General features: G+C 67.6%; 17 protein-coding genes. 11 read left to right on the top strand and 6 right to left on the bottom strand.

Annotated features, from left to right (window positions below; all coding sequences use genetic code 11):
• Positions 1-251: 251 nt before the first annotated feature.
• From AC5RVG_RS13840 to AC5RVG_RS13850, 3 genes are all read right to left on the bottom strand, one after another.
• Positions 252-1,334 carry an adenylate/guanylate cyclase domain-containing protein gene (locus AC5RVG_RS13840; protein ID WP_494002542.1) on the bottom strand — a complete coding sequence of 361 codons (1,083 nt, stop codon included), beginning with the start codon at positions 1,332-1,334 and terminating at the stop codon, positions 252-254.
• A gap of 255 nt (positions 1,335-1,589) precedes the next feature.
• Positions 1,590-2,150 (bottom strand): PH domain-containing protein, encoded by a 561-nt coding sequence (locus AC5RVG_RS13845; protein WP_494014270.1) that lies wholly within the window; start codon positions 2,148-2,150, stop codon positions 1,590-1,592.
• A 36-nt stretch (positions 2,151-2,186) separates the two neighbouring features.
• Positions 2,187-3,074 (bottom strand): biotin--[acetyl-CoA-carboxylase] ligase, encoded by an 888-nt coding sequence (locus tag AC5RVG_RS13850; protein ID WP_494014271.1) that lies wholly within the window; start codon positions 3,072-3,074, stop codon positions 2,187-2,189.
• A 236-nt stretch (positions 3,075-3,310) separates the two neighbouring features.
• Here AC5RVG_RS13850 and AC5RVG_RS13855 point away from each other — a divergent pair, with 236 nt between their 5' ends.
• A complete protein-coding gene (locus tag AC5RVG_RS13855) occupies positions 3,311-4,906 on the top strand; it encodes an acyl-CoA carboxylase subunit beta (protein ID WP_494002528.1) in 1,596 nt (531 codons plus the stop codon).
• 14 nt (positions 4,907-4,920) lie between these two features.
• Positions 4,921-5,175 (top strand): acyl-CoA carboxylase epsilon subunit, encoded by a 255-nt coding sequence (locus AC5RVG_RS13860; protein ID WP_494014272.1) that lies wholly within the window; start codon positions 4,921-4,923, stop codon positions 5,173-5,175.
• Between the two features lie 123 nt (positions 5,176-5,298).
• Here the strand turns inward: AC5RVG_RS13860 and AC5RVG_RS13865 are convergent, their stop codons facing one another.
• Positions 5,299-6,549, bottom strand: a complete 1,251-nt coding sequence (locus AC5RVG_RS13865) for a serpin family protein (RefSeq protein ID WP_494014387.1) — start codon at positions 6,547-6,549, stop codon at positions 5,299-5,301.
• Positions 6,550-6,725: 176 nt separating this feature from the next.
• On the opposite strand from AC5RVG_RS13865, the gene AC5RVG_RS13870 reads away from it, so the two are divergent.
• The 4 genes from AC5RVG_RS13870 (at position 6,726) to AC5RVG_RS13885 (ending at position 11,730) form a co-directional block, all read left to right on the top strand.
• Positions 6,726-8,456, top strand: coding sequence for a DUF885 domain-containing protein (locus AC5RVG_RS13870; RefSeq protein WP_494014273.1), 1,731 nt, complete (start codon positions 6,726-6,728; stop codon positions 8,454-8,456).
• Between the two features lie 265 nt (positions 8,457-8,721).
• Positions 8,722-9,378: a Maf family protein gene (locus AC5RVG_RS13875; protein WP_494014274.1), complete on the top strand. Its 657-nt coding sequence runs from the start codon at positions 8,722-8,724 to the stop codon at positions 9,376-9,378.
• A gap of 120 nt (positions 9,379-9,498) precedes the next feature.
• A complete protein-coding gene (locus tag AC5RVG_RS13880) occupies positions 9,499-11,280 on the top strand; it encodes an acetyl/propionyl/methylcrotonyl-CoA carboxylase subunit alpha (protein WP_494014275.1) in 1,782 nt (593 codons plus the stop codon).
• 180 nt (positions 11,281-11,460) lie between these two features.
• Positions 11,461-11,730, top strand: coding sequence for a GlsB/YeaQ/YmgE family stress response membrane protein (locus AC5RVG_RS13885; protein ID WP_493977616.1), 270 nt, complete (start codon positions 11,461-11,463; stop codon positions 11,728-11,730).
• Positions 11,731-11,915: 185 nt separating this feature from the next.
• Here AC5RVG_RS13885 and AC5RVG_RS13890 read toward each other — a convergent pair whose 3' ends face one another.
• Complete coding sequence (locus AC5RVG_RS13890; protein ID WP_494014276.1) at positions 11,916-13,319, bottom strand: MFS transporter; 1,404 nt, start codon at positions 13,317-13,319, stop codon at positions 11,916-11,918.
• Between the two features lie 212 nt (positions 13,320-13,531).
• On the opposite strand from AC5RVG_RS13890, the gene AC5RVG_RS13895 reads away from it, so the two are divergent.
• A complete protein-coding gene (locus AC5RVG_RS13895; protein WP_494014277.1) occupies positions 13,532-14,386 on the top strand; it encodes an alpha/beta fold hydrolase in 855 nt (284 codons plus the stop codon).
• A gap of 30 nt (positions 14,387-14,416) precedes the next feature.
• On the opposite strand, the gene AC5RVG_RS13900 is transcribed toward AC5RVG_RS13895, so the two are convergent.
• Complete coding sequence (locus AC5RVG_RS13900; RefSeq protein WP_494014278.1) at positions 14,417-15,109, bottom strand: hypothetical protein; 693 nt, start codon at positions 15,107-15,109, stop codon at positions 14,417-14,419.
• Positions 15,110-15,304: 195 nt separating this feature from the next.
• On the opposite strand from AC5RVG_RS13900, the gene AC5RVG_RS13905 reads away from it, so the two are divergent.
• The 4 genes from AC5RVG_RS13905 to AC5RVG_RS13920 all read left to right on the top strand — a co-directional run bounded on the left by AC5RVG_RS13905 (position 15,305) and on the right by AC5RVG_RS13920 (position 19,280).
• Complete coding sequence (locus AC5RVG_RS13905) at positions 15,305-15,493, top strand: hypothetical protein (RefSeq protein WP_494001337.1); 189 nt, start codon at positions 15,305-15,307, stop codon at positions 15,491-15,493.
• Between the two features lie 69 nt (positions 15,494-15,562).
• Positions 15,563-15,886 (top strand): hypothetical protein, encoded by a 324-nt coding sequence (locus AC5RVG_RS13910; protein ID WP_494014279.1) that lies wholly within the window; start codon positions 15,563-15,565, stop codon positions 15,884-15,886.
• A gap of 30 nt (positions 15,887-15,916) precedes the next feature.
• Positions 15,917-18,439 carry a Tex family protein gene (locus AC5RVG_RS13915; protein ID WP_494014280.1) on the top strand — a complete coding sequence of 841 codons (2,523 nt, stop codon included), beginning with the start codon at positions 15,917-15,919 and terminating at the stop codon, positions 18,437-18,439.
• A gap of 469 nt (positions 18,440-18,908) precedes the next feature.
• On the top strand, positions 18,909-19,280 hold the full coding sequence (locus AC5RVG_RS13920) for a hypothetical protein (protein ID WP_494014281.1): 372 nt from the start codon (positions 18,909-18,911) through the stop codon (positions 19,278-19,280).
• Positions 19,281-19,311 lie beyond the last annotated feature (31 nt).

The raw sequence follows: 19,311 nt of genomic DNA on the forward strand, positions 1-19,311 counted from the left end.
CCCGTCGGCGCCCCGGGGAATTCCGGAGGAACACGCCGATAAGGCACCCAAAGACGGCCCTTGGTGCGCCAAGGGCCCTTATCGACTATTGCACGTATAACCACTGAGCGTAAACCCGAAGGCATGGGGAGGATTCCCCTGCCGGCCATTCGCCCGGGAACGACGACGGCGATGCCCTGCCCGGGCGTCGGCGGCGGTGCTGTGCCCGGGCGTCGAGGGCCTCGATGCGGTACCGTCCGGTGAGCGTGGACCTAGTCGACAACCAGCCCTTGGCCGGTGCCGTGGGCAACGGTGACCGGGTTGACCTCGCCGAATCCACGGACGGTGCGCACCTTCTGCGGGATCAACACGAATCTCTCATCCCCGGCGAGCGTAGACGCGGTGGACGCATCGACCAGGACGGTGCCGGGCTCCGCGAGCGTGGTCAGGCGGGCGGCGAGATTGACCGTGGGGCCGTAGATGTCGCCGAGCCGGGAAAGGACCCTGCCCCACACCATGGCCACCCGCGCCGAGGGCAGCAGGTCATCGTCGCCTATGGCCTTCGCCAGGGCCAGCGAAATTTCGGCCCCGGCCTGCGGGGAGGGCGCGATGTAGAGGACTTCGTCGCCGATCGTCTTCACCAGGCGCCCGCCGCCCACGGAGATGATCTCGGCACAGCGGTTTTCGAAGCGCTGGACCAGCTGGGCGAGGGTCTTCTCGTTCATCTGGCGGGACAGGCTTGTGTAGGACACCAGGTCCGCGAAACCCACGGCCCGCAGCAGGGGCAGCGAATCGGCGTCGCCACCTGCCCCGGCTCCGGCTCGGAGGGCGGCCTCGGACCGGACGGTCAGCCGGGCAACCCCGGCGTTGAGCTGTCGCCGGTAGGAGTAGAGCAACAGCTTTTCCAGGGAATCGATCAGGTTCGGCAGCTCATGGACCAGCCGCTGGCGGGCCTGGGCATCAGTGAGCCCCCGCTGGTGCACCATCTCCTCCACCAAAGCCTCCACCTGCCAGACCACCATGCGGTCCGTCATCTGGCCGACCGACCGGGTGATCGAAATCGCCGCTTCTTCGGTCAGCCGCTCCTCGCGGACCAGGTCGATGATGGTGGTCAAGGCCTCCAGGTCGGCCTGGGTGAAGGCGAGGTCTTCGTCCCCGAGGTTGGCGAACCCCAGGGCACGCCAGATCTTGCGGGCCGACAGCAGCGACACTCCTGCCCCGGCAGCCACTTCACGGCGCTTCATGGTCCGTTCGGAACCCAACAGCCGGATCTCGAGATCCTTGATGGCCTGCCGGTCCACCTTTCCGTTGGACTCGGCGACCGGCGCGGGGGTGGGCAGCGGCACCCGGGGCATGGACAAGGTCAGCGGCTCGGGCTCCCCCGTCCGGTGGTCGCCGGGGGCCTGGTGCCCTTCCGGTGCCGGCTCGGGCTCCAGCACAGGTTCGGGGTCCTCCGGGCGGGTTTCCTCCAGCCCTTCGTCCGGTTCGTCCGCGGGCGGCGGCGGCACTTCGCGGCGCAGCAGATGGGGCAGCTCGGGATCGCGCGGAACCGGTGGCCGGCGCGGTTCATCCTGCCCGCTGCTGATGTCCATCCTGTGCTTTCCTCCCTGTCAGCTGTCCCAGCTGTTCCACTCTGTTTCCGTTTCCATGTCTACACCATCAAACATGGCGGTGCGTGGCAGCTCCTCAATGGCCTCCACCACCAACGATCTGAACCGGTGGACCTCCGGTACGTCAACCAGCGTGCTGGTCCGTCCGTGCCCCAGGTCGACTGTGAGATTGCCGCTGCGCAGGGTGCGCTGGATGATGGTTTGCTCGCTGCGGACTTCGGCGATGGCCACCAGCAGCAGCTGGCGTTCATGCCGCCGCCCGACGCCCTGGCGGATGATGAGCCGCCGGCTGGTCAGCACATAGCGCGTGCTCATCCAGCGCAGCAGCGGCAGGAGGAACAGTCGCGACAGCAGCGCCGCCACCATCACGGCCAGTCCGGCGAGCAGCAAGGGGCGCGACTCGACCACCCAGTCCGGGGGGCCGGGACGGCTGAGGTTGCCCAGCAGGTAGGAGCCGGCCCCCAGCACCAGCAGCGCCGCCGCCACCGGCCAGGAAAGCTTCCGTGCCTGCGGCCGTGTCGCCACGATCACGCGCTCCCCCGGATCCAGTTTCAGCCGCAACGCGGCTCCCGGTTCCCGCAGGGCCTCCAGAGCAACTCAGGGGCCTTCGTGCGGCCGGAGGTGCACCACGTCGCCGGCCGTCACGACGTGCTCTGTGCCTTCCGCGTCGCGGATTTTCACGGCACCGTAAGCGTCCAGGCCGAAGGCCTCGCCGATGATGTGTTTCCCGTCCGGAAGCTCGGCGCGCACCTGCTGTCCCAGGGTGACCATCACGTCCCGCATGCGGCCGATCAGGCTGGATCCGTCGTCCCATTCGGCCGCCGGGTCGCCGCTGACATCACAGAACTGCCGGTAGCGCTGCGAGAAGACCCGCAGATAGGACATCAGCAGGATGTTCCGGTCGGTCGTCCGGCCCTTTTCCAGCGCGACGCTGGTGGCGGTGGGAACCGGCAGCTCATCCCTGGAGAGGGTCACGTTGAGCCCGGTGCCGAGGACGACGGCGGGGGGCGAGCCGTCGGGGTAGCTCACGATTTGGGCTAGGATGCCGGCGATCTTGCGGCCGGAGACCAGGACGTCGTTGGGCCATTTGACCTCGGCCTTCAGCTGCGCGTACTCGCCGAGCGCCTCCGCCAGCGAGGCGGCGGCCAGCAGTGAGAACCAGGCGTAGCTTTGGGTCGGCACGGGCCGGCCGGCGTGATTGAAGGGGCGCAGCAGGATGCTCACGATCACCGACGAGCGGGCCGGAGCGCTCCATTGCCGGTCCAGCCGGCCGCGGCCTGCGGTTTGCATCTCGGCGGCCAGGACGCTCAGGTCCGACCATCCCACCTTGTCCGCGACCGCCTTGGCCGCCAGGTCGCTGTTGGTGGAGCCGGTGGATTCCACCAGTTCGAGCCTCCGGTACGGGCCCAGGGGTGCGCAGAGAGCGTCGCTGAGGCCGTCGAAATCCAGGGCCGGTCGGTCAACGTCGGAAAAACTCGGGCTCATGTGTCCCATCCTACTGACCGCCGACCGCACGGGGGCTGCCGGCAGGCCGCGATCCGCGGGGTTCCCCGGGCAAAAGCACTTGCGGCGAAATTGTAGGGTTCCTACACGTGGCCTGAAGCCCATGCTCACTAGACTTGGTTCAGCGGCGCGCCTGCGCCCTGCTGTTTTGTGCGAAACCTACTTAAGCAGCCTGCAGAGCGCCGCATCCGACACCCTCGGCAGAATCCGGAGAATTCATGAGCCTCGATCAAGACCTTGATCTGCAGACCACTGCAGGCAAGATTGCGGACTTCCGCCGCCGCCAGGCGCAGTCCCTGCAGCCTTCCGGCGCCGAGGCGATCGAGAAGCAACATGCCCGCGGCAAGAACACCGCGCGGGAACGGATCGAAATGCTGGTGGACGAAGGATCTTTCGTCGAGTTCGATGCCTTTGCCACGCACCGGTCGACCGCCTTCGGCATGGAGAAAAAGAAGCCGCTCGGCGACGGCGTCGTCTCCGGTTACGGCACCGTCGATGGGCGGCTGGTGGCGCTGTACAGCCAGGACTTCTCCGTCTACGGCGGCTCGCTCTCCCAGGTCAACGGAGAGAAGATCGTGAAGGTGCAGGAATTCGCCCTGCGCAACGGATGCCCCGTCATCGGCATTAACGACGGCGGCGGCGCCCGGATCCAGGAGGGCGTGGCGTCGCTGGCGATGTTCGCTGACATCTTCCGCAACAACGTTGCCGCCTCCGGCGTGGTGCCGCAGATCTCGCTGATCATGGGCCCGTGCGCCGGTGGGGCCGCCTACTCCCCCGCCCTGACGGACTTCGTGGTGATGGTGGACAAGACCAGCCACATGTTCATCACCGGACCGGACGTCATCAAGACGGTCACCGGCGAAGAAGTGGACATGGAAACGCTGGGCGGGGCGCGCCAGCACAACGCCACGACGGGCACCGCCACGTACCTGGCCGCCGATGAATCCGACGCCGTCGAATTCGTCCGTGAGCTGCTCGAGTTCCTCCCCTCGAACAACCTGGCCGAGGCTCCGCCGCTGGACTTTGAGGAGGAACTCGACCTCACCGCCGACGACCTGACCCTGGACGAACTGATTCCGGATTCGGCCAACCAGCCGTACGACATGCGGACGGTGATCGAGCACGTCGTCGACGACGGCAACTTCCTGGAAATGCAGTCGCTGTATGCGCCGAACGTGATCATCGGCTACGGCCGCGTCGAGGGGCACACCGTCGGCGTCGTGGCCAATCAGCCCATGCAGTTCGCAGGCACGCTGGACATCAACGCCTCCGAAAAGGCCGCCCGCTTTGTCCGTCACTGCGACGCCTTCAATATTCCCATCCTCACGCTGGTGGACGTGCCCGGCTTCCTGCCTGGCAAGGACCAGGAGTTCAACGGCATCATCCGCCGCGGGGCCAAACTGCTCTATGCCTACGCCGAGGCCACGGTGCCGAAGCTTACGGTCATCACCCGCAAGGCCTACGGGGGTGCCTACATTGTGATGGGCTCCAAGAAGCTCGGTGCCGACCTGAACCTCGCCTGGCCCACCGCCCAAATCGGCGTGATGGGCGCCCAGGGCGCGGTCAACATCCTCTACCGCCGCGACCTGGCCGCAGTGGCTGCCGAAGGCGGCGACGTCGAGGCCCGCCGGCAGGAGATCATCTCACAGTACGAGGAAGAGCTGCTCAACCCGTACCAGGCTGCCGAACTCGGTTATGTCGACGCCGTGATCGCACCGTCCGACACCCGCCTTCAAGTGGTGCGCGGCCTGCGGGCGCTGCGCGACAAGCGGGCGACGATGCCGCACAAGAAACACGGGAACATTCCGCTATGAGCCGGTGGTCAGACATGAATACAACACAGTCTTCGGGCACCGCCGCGGTGCCGCAGGCCGATGACGCCATGGGGCCGCATCCGCTGCTGACCGTGGCCAAGGGCAATCCCAATGCCGAGGAACTAGCCGCGCTGACCGCCGTTGTCGCCGCCCTGCAGTCATCCGGGGTGTCCGGCCCGCCGCAGAGCAAGCCCCGGCGAAACCGCCGGCCGCTGCTGCGCCCGTTCGTCTCGCACGGCCCCGGCGCTTGGCGGCACACCTTCCGGTAGCCAACTCCCCGGGAGGCAGCCCTGCGGTAATGCCGCCGCGGCCCGGGGGTCACGGACTCCCGGCCGGCTTGGTACTGCTGCCGCTTCACTGCGGGGACGGGCGCGGTACGGGTTTCCGGGCGCTCAGCGCGGATCCAGGACCGTGCCGAGGAAAAGCGGAAAACCTGTGGGCAGGTGGATGATCTGGTAGAGGAAGGGCCGGTCGAACGAAAGCTCGATCTCGGGCTGCGGCGGCAACGAACCGGACAGCACATCCAGTTCGGTCACGGCGGCGGCGATGGTTCCCTTTTCGCCGACGGTGATGTTGGCCTGCTGGGCCGCGCCGGTCACCGAGGCGTCCGGCTGGATGGCCTCCAAATCTGGATCCGGGCCGAAGGTTTCGGCGAGTCCGAGCCCGCGCAGGATCGGCAACAGGTCCTGCCGGTGGGTGTGGTTCCAGCGGGGCAGCTCGAGAACGACCATGGCCTCGTCGGCCCCATCCATCACCGTCGCCACCTCCACCAGTCCGGCCTGGTCCATGACCGGCGTGCCGCCGTCCGGCAGGATGAGCCGCATGACGAACCCGTCGGCATAGGGAAGGTCCAGGCCTTGCCAGCCGTTCCCGCGGGCGTACCAGGCCTGCACCAGATTGCCCATCATGGGTACCTCGACCGGCTCGCCGGAAGCCGTGGTGAAAGCGCCGTCCTCCGTGACCGACGGGTCGAACGGTTGGTCCCAGGCGGCCGCGAAGTAGACCGCGTTGAGCAAGGTCAGCGTGTTCCCCGGGTCGAAGGTGCCGGGCGCCTCGGTGATGCGGCCGCCGGTGTGGTGGTCCACCCATGCATCCATGGCCTGTTTGGTCGCTGGATCGGAATAGTCCACCGGGTAGACGCCGGAGCCGTAATGCCGGGCCAGGGTGTGCAGGTAGTCTTCGCCGGTGGGCGTCCCTTCGTCCACGAAGACGCCGTTGGCCCGGTGCAGCAGCGGCCGGGCCGGTGGCTCCTCCTCGTCGACCGAGTTGGGATCGCCGTCGAAACCTTCCCACTCCGCCGACAGCCCGTTCATGGCGGCTTCGAGATGCGCGTCCGGCAGCCCCACCACGGCATCCATCTCGCGGGCCGTGGTGCTGCCGGCGCCCGCGCGGAGCATGGCGACGGCGTAGAGCAGGCTCACCGGACTGGTGACCTGGTTCTTCTCCGGCGCCGCCGCGAGCATGGCTGCTCCCAGCTTGTAGGCCGAACGCCGCAGCGCTTCGACCTCGGCCGGATACTCCCCCGCTGCCACGTCCGCCCGGGCCACTCCGTCCGCGGCCAGCAGTTCCGGAGGCGCCGCGCAGGCGCCGAGCATCATGGCGGGCGCCACCCCCAGTGCCGCCAGCGCCGCCGTCGTCCTCATGCGCACTTTGCCCTCCTCACCATTGACCCCCCAACCTATGGGGCGGCAGGACCTCAGGGCCAGAGGCGACACACTACAATTCCGTGACGATTGCCGCCGGGCCGGCCGCCCGATGCCGGACGGCGGACAGGCGCGCTGGCGTGGCCGGGTCTGCGGGTTGCCGGTAGGCTCTCCCTGTGACTGAGCAGACATCTGAACTGACCAAGAGCCCGGAAACCTGGCGCATCCCGTCCGCCATCGATGCCGTCGCAGACGCCTACACGGCGGAGCTGCTGGAGTTGGATCCTTCGCTGGCAACCTCCCTGGGCATCCCCGGCCATGAAACCGAGTACCCGGACTACTCCCCTGCCGGCGCCGAGGCCTTCGCCGAGGCCACCCGGGAGGCACTCCGGCGGCTGGAGGACCTGGAACCGACCGACGACGTGGACCGCGTCACCCTCGATGCGATGCACGAGCGGCTGGGCCTTGAGCTCGAAATCCACGAGACCGGCTGGGACCTGGCGGACCTGAACAACATCGCCTCGCCGGCGCAGGACATCCGCGCCATCTTCGACTTGATGCCCACCAACACCATCGAGGACTGGAACAACATCGCCGGCCGCATGGCGCACGTTCCGGACGCGATTGCCGGCTACGTGACATCGCTGCGCGAGGCCAAGGACCGCGGGCTGGTCGCCGCCAAACGGCAGGTGCGGATCGTGATCGAGCAGACCCGTGCGTACGCGGCCGAGGACGGCTTCTTCCGCACGTTGGCGGGGCAGGCTGCCCCGGAAGAGGGCGAGCTGTCCCAGGACCTGCGCGACCGGCTGGCCGAAGCCGCCGGCGCCGCGGCGACCGCCTACGGCCGGCTGGCCTCGTTCCTCGAGGCCGAGCTGCTGCCGGCAGCACCGGAGAAGGACGCCGTCGGGCGCGAACGCTATGCCCTGATGTCGCGCCGTTTCCTGGGCTCTGCGGTCGACCTGGAAGCCACCTATGCCTGGGGGGTGGCGGAATTGGACCGCATCATCGCGGAGCAGGAAGCCGTGGCGGAGCAGATCCGGCCCGGGGCCAGCATCGAAGAAGCGATGGCTCTGCTGGATGCGGATCCCCAGCGGCAGCTGCACGGCACCGACGAGCTGCAGGCGTGGATGCAGCGTCTCTCGGACAAGGCCGTTGAGGAGCTCGCCGGCCACTTCGAGATCTACGAACCGATGCGCCGGCTGGAGTGCATGATTGCCCCGACGCATGAGGGAGGCATCTACTACACCGGCCCCAGCGACGACTTCGCCCGGCCGGGCCGCATGTGGTGGTCGGTGCCCGAAGGCGAAGACAGCTTTACCACGTGGAAGGAAACCACCACGGTCTACCACGAAGGCGTTCCGGGCCACCACCTCCAAATCGCGACGGCCACCTACCGGCGCGAGCTGCTGAACAACTGGCGACGGAACATCTGCTGGGTTTCCGGCCACGGCGAAGGCTGGGCACTGTATGCCGAACGCCTGATGGATGATTTGGGCTACCTGGCCGATCCGGGCGACCGGATGGGCATGCTGGATGCGCAGCGCATGCGGGCCGCGCGCGTGGTGTTCGACATCGGCGTCCATTTGGAGCTGGAGATCCCGGAGCGCTGGGGCTCGGGTGCCTGGACACCGGAGAAGGGCTACGAGTTCCTGCGCAAGAACATTGCCATCAGCAAGGGCCAGCTGGACTTTGAATTCGCCCGCTACCTGGGCTGGCCGGGACAGGCGCCGGCCTACAAGCTGGGCCAAAAGCTCTGGGAGGAAATCCGCGACGAGCGACGCCTGCGCGAGGGCGACGCGTTCGACATCAAGGCCTTCCACAGCCAGGCGCTGAATATCGGCTCGGTCGGGCTGGACACCCTGCGGCGCGCGCTGCTGGGCGAGGACCCGGTGCCCGCCACCGGCTGACCCGGGCTGGTTCCGGCCGGGCGTCGGACAAGGCGCGGACAAACAGGAGGGCCGATGCATCCCCCAACGGTGCACCGGCCCTCATCTGTGCCGGGTCCCTTCGGCCCTTAACGGGGCGTACTCTCCGGCGGGAGAAGCTCCCGCCGAAATCGTACGGTCAGGCAACCGGTCCAGGGGCCAACCGCGGCGCTTCTTTACGCTCAGGTCACGGCGCGGAAACACCCTAAGCAGGGTTCGCTTTGCGGCGCCGGATAAGCTTGGTCGGATGACCGATCTTCGCCTGATACTCGCCTCAGCCTCCCCCGCCCGCACCAAGCTCCTGACCGAAGCCGGCATCGCGCACGAGGTCCTGGTCTCGGATGTTGACGAGGACGCGGTCACGGCGGGCTACGGCATCACCGACCCGCACGACACGGCGCTGTTGTTGGCAAGGGCCAAGGCCGAGGCTGTTGCGGCGCTCCCCGCGGCCGAAGGCGCCTTGGTGCTTGGCTGCGACTCCGTGTTCGAACTCGACGGCGCGCCGTACGGCAAGCCGCATGAGCCGGACGTCGCCCGGGAACGCCTGCATCGGATGAGCGGGCGGCACGGGGTGCTGCACACCGGTCATTGGCTGGTGGACTGCCGCCCCACCGCCTTCGAAGCCGGCGGGCAGGAAATTTCCGGTGCCGGATCGGGTGCCACCGTAGGCGCGGTCGCCTCCGCCGCGGTGCATTTCGCCCAGCTCACCGACACCGAAATCGACGCCTACGTGGCCAGCGGCGAACCGCTGCACGTTGCCGGTTCGTTCACCATCGACTCGCTGGGTGGCGCCTTCATCGAGCGGGTGGACGGGGACCCGCATGCCGTCGTCGGCCTCTCGGTATCCACCCTGCGCCGGCTGCTGTCCAGCGCCGGCGTTCAGATCACCGACCTCTGGAGCTGAGCGCAGGCCGCTTTGTAGGACCCCTACAAAGAACCGCCCTCTCACACGCAGAAACGGCATGGTTCATGAGCGAATCCCGCAAAAGCAGGCTAGGCTCCTCAAGGATAGAAGGAGCTTTGAATGACCCAGCGCATCACCAAGGTACTGATCGCCAACCGTGGTGAAATTGCCGTTCGCATAGTCCGCGCCGCACGGGACGAAGGCATTGCCTCGGTCGCCGTCTACGCCGACCCGGACCGGGATGCCCTGCACGTCCGTCTGGCGGACGAAGCCTACGCACTCGGCGGGAGCACCGCCGCCGAGTCGTACCTGATGATGGACAGGCTCCTGCAGGTGGCCGAGGCCGCCGGTGCCGACGCCGTCCACCCCGGCTACGGTTTCCTGTCCGAGAACGCAGAGTTTGCGCAACGGGTCGTCGACGCTGGGCTGACCTGGATCGGCCCCTCCCCCGACGCCATTTCCCAACTGGGCGACAAGGTCCAGGCCCGGCACATTGCCGAACGGGTCGGCGCCCCCCTGGTGCCCGGCACGCCCGATCCGGTGGGCAGCGTGCAGGAAGTCCTGGACTTCGCCGACGCGCACGGCCTGCCGCTGGCCATCAAGGCGGCCTACGGCGGCGGCGGCCGCGGCATCAAGGTGGTCCGTGACCGCGAGGCCATCGCCGAGTCCTACGAGTCGGCGGTGCGCGAGGCCACGGCGGCGTTCGGGCGGGGCGAATGCTTCGTGGAGCGTTTCCTGGACTCGCCGCGGCACGTGGAAACCCAGTGCCTGGCCGACGCGCACGGCAACGTGGTGGTCATTTCGACCCGCGATTGTTCGCTGCAGCGCCGCAACCAGAAACTCGTGGAGGAGGCGCCGGCCCCGTTCCTGTCCCCCGAGCAGAACGAGCGCCTGTACACGGCGTCCAAGGCGATCATGCGCGAAGCCAGGTACCAGGGCGCCGGAACCTGCGAATTCCTCGTCGGCCAGGACGGGACCATTTCCTTCCTCGAGGTCAACACCCGCCTGCAGGTGGAGCATCCCGTGTCTGAGGAAGTCACCGGCATTGATCTGGTCCGCGAACAGTTCCGCCTTGCCCGCGGCGAAGAACTCGGTTATGACGACCCCGACGTGCGCGGGCACTCGTTCGAGTTCCGCATCAACGGCGAGGATGCCGGCCGCAACTTCATGCCGGCGCCCGGGACGGTGGAGACCCTGCGTCTGCCCACCGGTCCCGGCGTCCGCGTGGATTCGGGCATCGAAGCCGGCGAAGTCATCGGCGGCAACTTCGACTCCATGCTGGCCAAGCTGATTGTCACCGGCAGCACGCGCGCCCAGGCCTTGGAGCGCGCCCGCCGCGCGTTGGACGAGATGGAAATCGGCGGCATGCCCACCGTGCTGCCGTTCCACCGCGCCGTGGTGGCCGACCCGGCCTTCGCCCCCGTGGAAGGGCCGTTCAGCATCCATACCCGCTGGATCGAAACCGAGTTCGTCAACGACATCCCGGCGTTCCAGTCCGTCCCGGCCGCGGGATCCGACGACGACGGCGAACGCCAGCGGGTGACCGTCGAGGTCGGGGGCAAGCGGCTGGAGGTCGTGCTCCCGGCGGGCCTGGGCGGCGGTACCGGCACGCCCGCCAAGTCCAACGGCAAGCCCAAGCGCGCCGGACGGGGTCGTTCCGGTTCCGCAGCCGGCGCCGCGACCGGCGGCGACGGGCTGGCCTCCCCGATGCAGGGGACCATCGTGAAGGTCGCCGTCGCCGAAGGCGACACGGTTGCGGAAGGCGATCTCGTCGTCGTACTGGAGGCGATGAAGATGGAGCAGCCGCTCACCGCGCACAAGTCCGGGACCATCCTGGGGCTGGCCGCCAAGCCCGGGGACACCGTGTCAGCCGGCGCCGTGCTGGCTACCATTGCGGATTAGGGCGCACATTTTTAAGGCCGGACTGTATCACTGGTTGTAGTCATGTCACGTTTTAGGTACCAAGTGGGCGCGGGAACTTACTAAGCACGCTGTCCATGCGGTAGCGTGATGCCTACCAAGGAGCAGAACCCGGCCTGACCGGGAGAATTGACGTAGCACCTAACAAAGGAGATGCACCTCATGAACTTCCTAGCATTCCTCTTACTTGGACTTATTGCAGGCGCCATTGCCAAGCTGATCCTTCCCGGACGGCAGGGCGGTGGCTGGATTGCGACGCTCGTCCTCGGTGTCATCGGTGCCCTCCTGGGCGGATGGATCGGCGGTGCTGTGATGGGCGCCGATATGAACGAATTCTTCAGCCTCGAATCGTGGATCTGGGCCATTATTGGCGCCCTGATCGTGCTGGTGATCTGGGGCTTCATCACGAAGAGGAGGAGCACAACCGCTTAATCTTGGCCGATTAAACTGCTCCTTTTAGTGGCATCTGGCCCGCCGCCCCTCCGGGGAGGGCGGGCCTTTTGCTTGCCTGCAACCTTTTGCTTGCCCTGCATGGCGGCGGCACACCTGCGCCATGCAGGGCAAGCAAAAAGACCCGCGGCCACGGCCGCGGGTCTTTCTGATCGTCCGGCTGGTGGTCAGCTCGACTGGTTCTCGTAGTCCATGTCCTTGGTTTCCTTGGTCAGCAGCAGGGCGACCAGCGTCAGGACGGCGGCGCCACTGAGGTAGAGGCCCACCAGGACCGTGCTGCCCCCGGCGGCCTGCCACAGCGCGACGGCGATGAACGGAGCCACCGATGCGCCCAGGATCGAGGAGAAGTTGTAGGCCACGGCCGAGCCGGTGTAGCGCACGTTGGTCGGGAACAGTTCGGGCAGGATTGCACCCATCGGGCCGAAGGTCAGGCCCATCAGCGTGAAGCCGATGATCAGGTGCGCCATGGTGCCGGCGAAGCCGCCGTCGAAGAGCGGCACCCAGAGGAAGCCGAATGCCACGATGCCCAGGGATACGCCGATCAGTGTCTTCTTGCGGCCGTACTTTTCTGCCAGGGGGCCGGACACCAGGGTGAAGATGCCAAAGAACACCACGCCGATGATCAGCATCAGCAGGAAGTCGTTGCGGGCGTAGCCCAGCCCGGCGGCAAAGGTGTCCGGATCGAACGGCTTTCCGGCGGCCTCGGCCGCGGCGGCGGCGTCCTCGGCGTTGGTTGCCGCCGTGCCGTAGGACAGCGTGAAGGTGGTCATCAGGTAGAACAGCACGTAGGTCGCCAGCATGATGAACGTACCCAGGATCAGCTGGCGCCAGCTGGTCTTGAAGACCCGGCCCAGCGGCAGCTTGGTTACCTCGCCCTTGTCCACGACCTTCTGGAAGGCGGGGGTTTCCACCAGCTTCAGGCGCACCCACAGGCCGATGATCACCATCACGGCGCTGGCCAGGAACGGAATGCGCCAGCCCCAGGCCATGAACTCTTCGTTGGCGAGGTTGATGCTCAGCACCAGGAACAGCGAATTGGCGATGATGAAGCCGATCGGGGCGCCCAACTGCGGGAAGGTGCCGTAGATGGCCCGCTTATTCGCCGGCGCATTCTCGGTAGCCAGGAGGGCGGCGCCGCTCCATTCGCCGCCGAGGGCCAAGCCCTGGGCGAAGCGCATGACCACCAGCAGGGCGGGTGCCCAGAAGGACCAGCCGTCAACCTGGGCGGTGGGCAGGCAGCCGATCAGGAAGGTGGCGATGCCCATGGTGAGCAAGGAGGCCACCAGCGTTCCCTTGCGGCCGAACTTGTCGCCGAAGTGTCCGAAAATAATGGACCCCAACGGGCGGGCGATGAAGGCCACGCCGAACACCGCGAACGAACTCAGCAGAGCGACGGCTCCGCTGGCATTCGGGAAGAACAGCGCCGGAAAGACAAGCACGGCGGCCGTGGCGTAGACGTAGAAGTCATAAAACTCGATGGACGTGCCAACAAGGCTGGCAACGATGACGCGGCCGCGGGAGTTCACCGGCGCGGCAGGCGCCCCCGCGGTAACTGATGCTGGTTTGGACATTGAAGTGTTGGCTTTCGCTCGAATGAATAACTTATGAATTCTAGTCAGATGTGTCCGCGATCCGGACAATTGTTTCAACCTGTGGACAGCTGTGTTATGCGCACCGCCCTGCTCTTGCTGTTTCCCGGTGCGGACCACCGTGCTCGCCGCGGTCGCCATGCCGCCGTAGGCTGGGCGGACGGAAACACGCGGCGCTGCGAGGGAGGGCCCCGATGGAGGCCGATGACCGGCACGGGATGCTGGCGCGCCCCGATGCGACACTCGCCGTCTGTACGTACGGCCCGCCGCACGGGCCCGGGAGGCCGGCCGTCCTGCTGATCCACGGCTACCCGGATGACCACTCGGTCTTCGACTCCGTCGCCGCCCACCTGAGCGCCGACAGCCACGTCATCTCCTATGACACCCGCAATGCCGGGGCGTCCCGAACCCCCATCGCCCGTCCCGGCGCCTACCGCCTGCCCGTCCTGGTGGACGATCTTTTTGCGGTGATCGATGCCTCCGGGGCAGAGGGCGTGCACCTCGTGGGACACGACTGGGGATCGATCCAAGGCTGGGCGGCGGCCCAGGATGCTCGTGCCGAGGGCCGGATTCTCAGCTTCACCAGCATTTCGGGACCGGACCTGGGCCACCTTCACCGCTGGTTCGGGCGCAGGCTGCGCAGGCCCGCGCTCTGGCCGCAGGCGGCAGGACAGGCCGTGCGCAGCCTGTACGTCGCCGGGTTCCAGTTGCCGGTACTGCCGGAACTTGCGTGGCGGACGCTCCTGACCCGTCCGTACGAGCGCTTCTCCGGCCGCAGGATCGGCGACAACGGTGTCCGCGGCCTCGCCCTGTACCGGGCAAACTGGTTCCGGCCCCAAACCCTGTCGGCCCGCTGCCGGGTTCCCGTGCAGGTGATAGTCCCGCGGCGGGACCCGTTCCTCTCGCCCCATCTGGTGGAGGGGCTGGAGGACTGGGTGCCGCGGCTGAGAATTGTTGAAGTGGATGCAGGCCATTGGTGGCCCGCGGAGGCCGGAGAAACAGCCGCACGGATGGTGAGGAACTGGATTGCGGACCTGCCGGGGGTTTGAGGTTCCGCCCGAAGCCGGTCCGCCTATCCCCTATCCCCGGGGGCGCGACCGGCGCGACACCGCGTAGGACGGCGCGCGCAGCTTCTCGATCCAACGGTAGGTATCCGCGTTTGGAAGCCGGTGCACGATCGGATCGAAACGCAGGCCGGTGTCTCCCCCGCCCTGCGCAAGCCGCAGCGTGAGGGTACCAAACCGGCGCCACGGGCCCCACGGCTGCGCGTGGGACAGCGAGAGCACCCAGTCCTCGCTGCCCAGCGCCCGTCGGAATCCCGCCGGATCCGTCGGAAGCGGCACGTTCGGCCGGATTGTGCGGGCTGCGAGCTGGACCGGGCCGTGTGCCCCTCGGTAGGGCATCACCGTGGTCAGCGCCGCAGCACGAACGTCCCGTCGAGGCTGGAGCAGGTACCTGCCGGCCCGGGAGGTACCGCTGGAAGCCAGCAGGATGTCGGCCTGTCCGTCCTCCGCGGTGACCCGCAGCGCGAGCCCGATAATGTCGGGGAGCCGCGACGGCAGGCCCGCTGACCTCGACAGCCGGGCCTCGACGTCGTTGTTCCCCGCTTCGTCCAGCCAGGAAATGCCACTGGCGAGGGAGTTCCCCGATCTCTCCAGCCGCCCTTCCAGGTGGAGCCCGATCGGATGGATGGGCCGGGCCGGCCGCAGCCTCTTGAGCGCCGAGAAAACAAAGGCCAGACCACGACCGGCCGCCGTGCCAACATCCCGCATGCCCGCCGACTCCTCCCCCGTGACGCTGCCCCGCTGCGCACCGCTTCCAGCATCTCTGTCAGTCAGCCGGCAAGCCATCCGAGCTTCGATCCCGCCATAGACAGCATACTGAGCATCAGCCTACTCTGATTGGCATCGGGCACAGTGCGGACTGCGCCAAACCGGGTCCGCCGCCCCTAGCGGGAGGAATCCATGATGAGCAGCGGCAACGAATATTCCGATTCCGGGGAAGAGGAAGCAACAGCTCCCGCAGATCCCGGGGCGGGCAACGAAAACAGCACGGAATCCGAGAAGCCGATGGAAACGTCCGGCCCCGATTCCAAGGATGTGCAGGGGGAAGCCGCAGCCGAAAATGCCAAGGAATCGGGCGGCTACGGCTACTGAAGCCGCCGGCGACCCCGGATCGAGACAGTTGCCGCCCGTACCGTCCGGGCCGGATGGCAGGCTTTCCGCATGAACAAAGTAGACGTCATGACCGCCCGCAGGTACGCCCGGGATCGCGGCGAACCCGGCCCCCGCGCCGAAGGCCGCCCGCCCGGGGCCACTCGTGAGCCCTACGGCCGCGAACCGTATGTCCGCGTGCGCCATGAGGGGAAGACGTTCGACGCCAAGGCCATCTCCTGGGACCGGACCAGCGTGCAGGTGAAGTGGATGGATGCGCACGGATCCGCCCGTACCGTCTGGGTTCCCGGCAGCGAGGTCCGGCGCATTCACCGTGACGAGTCCAGCTGGCGCGACCCCTATGATGACTACGCCTTTTACTATCCCGGCGCCTAGGCCAAGCCTCGAATACGGCACAATGGATCGGTGACCGAATCATCCGCGCCTGCCCCGCCCGCCTCCGTTGCAAACCTGCCGCCTCTCGACCCGGCCGCGCTCAGTGCCCGGATCCATGCCCAGCTCGCCCGGGAGCTCGGCGTCCAAGCCTGGCAGGTCAAGGCCGCGGTGGAAATGCTCGACGGCGGTGCCACCGTCCCGTTCATCGCCCGGTACCGTAAAGAGGCCACCGGCACGCTTGATGACGCGCAGCTGCGTGATCTCGAGGAGCGGCTGCGCTACCTGCGGGAACTGGAAGACCGCCGTCGTGCCGTGCTGGAGGCCATCGCCGCGCAGGGCAAACTGACCGTCGAGCTGGAAGCGGCAGTCAACGGAGCCGACACCAAGGCGCGGCTGGAGGACATCTACCTTCCGTACAAGTCCAAGCGGCGGACGAAGGCGCAGATCGCCCGGGAAGCAGGCCTGGAGCCGCTCGCCGATGGCCTCCTGGCCGACCCGTCCCAGGATCCGCTGGCAGCGGCGCAAGGGTTCCTCAATGCCGGGCAAGCCATCAACGAGCCATCCGACGCCCTGGCCGGCGCCCGGGCGATTCTGGTGGAGCGGGTCAGTCAGGACGCCGACCTGGTCTCCGAGCTGCGCGAACGGCTGTGGCAGCAGGGCCTGGTGCGGGCCGAGGTCCGCGAGGGCCAGTCGGAAGCCGGCCAGAAGTTCGCCGACTACTTCGACTTCGCCCAAGACCCTGCCGGCCTGCCGTCGCACCGGGTGCTGGCACTGCTGCGGGGCGAGAAGGAGGGCGTGCTGAACCTTGATATCAGCGAAGGCAATCCGGCTCATCCGGAGGACTTCGCCGAGGCGCGCGGCCGGTTTGAGAACGCCGTGGCATCACGGATGGGCGTGGCTGACCGCGGGCGGCCGGCCGACCGCTGGCTCTTGCAAACGGCGCAGCTGGGCTGGCGGCGGATCCTGGTCAAGCTGGCCATCGACCTCCGCGTCCGCCTGTTCACGGCAGCCGAAGACGAAGCAGTACGGGTCTTCGCCGCCAATCTGCGGGACGTGCTGCTGGCCGCACCGGCCGGCAACCGGGCCACGTTGGGGCTGGACCCGGGGCTGCGCACGGGAGTGAAGGTTGCGGTCGTCGACGGTACCGGCAAGGTGGTGGCCACCGATACCATCTATCCGCATGCTCCGGCCAGGAAATGGGACGACTCGCTCGCCACCTTGGCCAGGCTCGCGGATCAGCACGCCGTCGAGCTCGTCGCCGTCGGCAACGGGACCGCTTCGCGGGAAACCGACAAGCTGGCCACCGAGCTGATCAAACTGATGGAGCCCGCCCGCAAACTGCAGAAGCTGGTGGTTTCGGAGGCAGGGGCGTCGGTCTACTCGGCCTCGGCGTTGGCCTCGGCGGAGCTGCCCGAACTGGATGTCTCGCTGCGCGGTGCGGTCTCGATCGCCCGCCGGCTGCAGGACCCGCTGGCCGAGCTGGTCAAGATCGACCCGAAGTCCATCGGGGTGGGGCAATACCAACACGACGTCACGGCCAGCAAGCTGGAGCGGTCCCTGGACGCGGTGGTCGAAGACTGCGTCAACGCGGTCGGGGTGGACCTGAACACCGCCTCCCCGTCGCTCCTCTCCCGCGTGGCCGGCCTCGGTACGCAGCTGAGCGAGAATATCGTGGCCTACCGCAATGCCAACGGCCCCTTCGCCAAGCGCTCCGAGCTGAAGAAGGTCCCGAGGCTGGGCGGGAAGGCATTCGAACAGTGCGCCGGATTCCTTCGCATCACCGGTGGTGCCGAGCCGCTCGATGCCTCCAGCGTGCACCCGGAGGCGTACGGCGTGGCCCGGAAAATCCTTGCCGCCGCCGGCACAACCGCGACGGCGGCGGGGCGGGGCGCCCAATCCCTGGCGGTGCTGGACCCGCAGCAGTTCGTCGACGAGCACTTTGGCCTTCCGACGGTAGTGGACATCATCACTGAACTGGAGAAACCGGGGCGCGACCCGCGCCCGAGCTTCACCACCGCCTCCTTCACCGAGGGCGTGGAAAAAATTTCGGACCTGATGCCGGGCATGGTGCTGGAAGGCACCGTAACCAACGTCGCCGCGTTCGGAGCCTTCGTCGACGTCGGCGTCCATCAGGACGGGCTGGTCCACATCTCCGCCATGTCGAACAAGTACGTCTCCGATCCCCATGACGTGGTCAAGTCCGGCCAGGTCGTGAAGGTCAAGGTGCTCGAAGCCGATCCCGAGCGCAAGCGCATCTCCCTGACGCTGCGGCTCGACGACGAGGCTCCCGTCGGCGAGCGGCGCCAGCCCGGGTCCGGCCACCAGGGCCCCGCGAGCGAAACCCGCAGCGGAAAGGGCGGGTCTCGTCCCGATCCCCGCGGTGGCACAACGGGGCGCGGCGACGGAGGGAAGCCCGGGCGGGGCGCCGGCCGGAAGCCGGGGCGCGGCGACGGCGGCAAGCCCGCACGCAGTGACGGCCGCACTCCGGGCCCGGGCGGCTCCGCCGACACGGCGATGGCCGAGGCGCTTCGGCGGGCGGGCCTGGGCAGCTAGCACAGCACAGAAACAGCCCCAGCACCTCCCTCGGGTCCGGAGCACTCCCTCCGGACGGACAAGGGCAGGGTACTGGGGCTGTTCCCACCGGATGGTGGACTAATGGAGCCTGTGCCTCCGGCCCCGGGCACGGGGCTTGAAACCACAGACAACACTGTGACCGATGCCGCTTAAGGGCGCGGAGGCTTTCGCTGAAGATTTGCTCAGCTTTGGCCTAAGGGGACCGCCAGGTCCGCGCGGAGGCTCTGCACCGGCGGCGCCGTGCACGTCACCTGTTCGGACCGCCCGGCCGTGCACCCCTCAATCGAGATTGGTGCTCAAGAGTTACCCAAGGTTGCGCCTGCACGCCTCGGCGGGCCGCAGCAGTCGCTTACGATGTAAGTAGTTCGAAGTCGCAACAAGTTTGAAAGGGGCGCCGCCCGATGCTCTTTTCCGGGCAGTCCTCCGCATCCGGTCCCCAGGCGTTCTCGTGACGGCCATTTCGCCGGAAATTCCTCTGGTCTTAACGGCAGTACTGGAAAAACTGGCAACCGACCTCGACGACCACGACGGCAGCATGCGCCGCCGCTTCATCGGCAATTACGTGGGGCTGTGGGAACACCGCTTTGGAAGGGTCTCGAGCGCCATTCTCGCCCGGGACGCCGAAGACGCCATGGACGCGATCCTCAGTTTGAAGATCTCCAGCAGCATGGTGGGGGCCGGACGCCTTGGCCAGATGGCAGAACATCTCGAAGGCCTGGTCAACGGGCGGCTCTTTGACGCCGCGACGGCTCTCTTGGACGAGCTGCGCACCTGCGGGATGACGACGACGTCACAGCTGCGGAGCCTGCACCTGCAGTAGCCCGCCCGTCAGGCGGGAAATGCGCGCCCGC

The sequence above is a fragment of the Arthrobacter senegalensis genome (assembly GCF_059091765.1).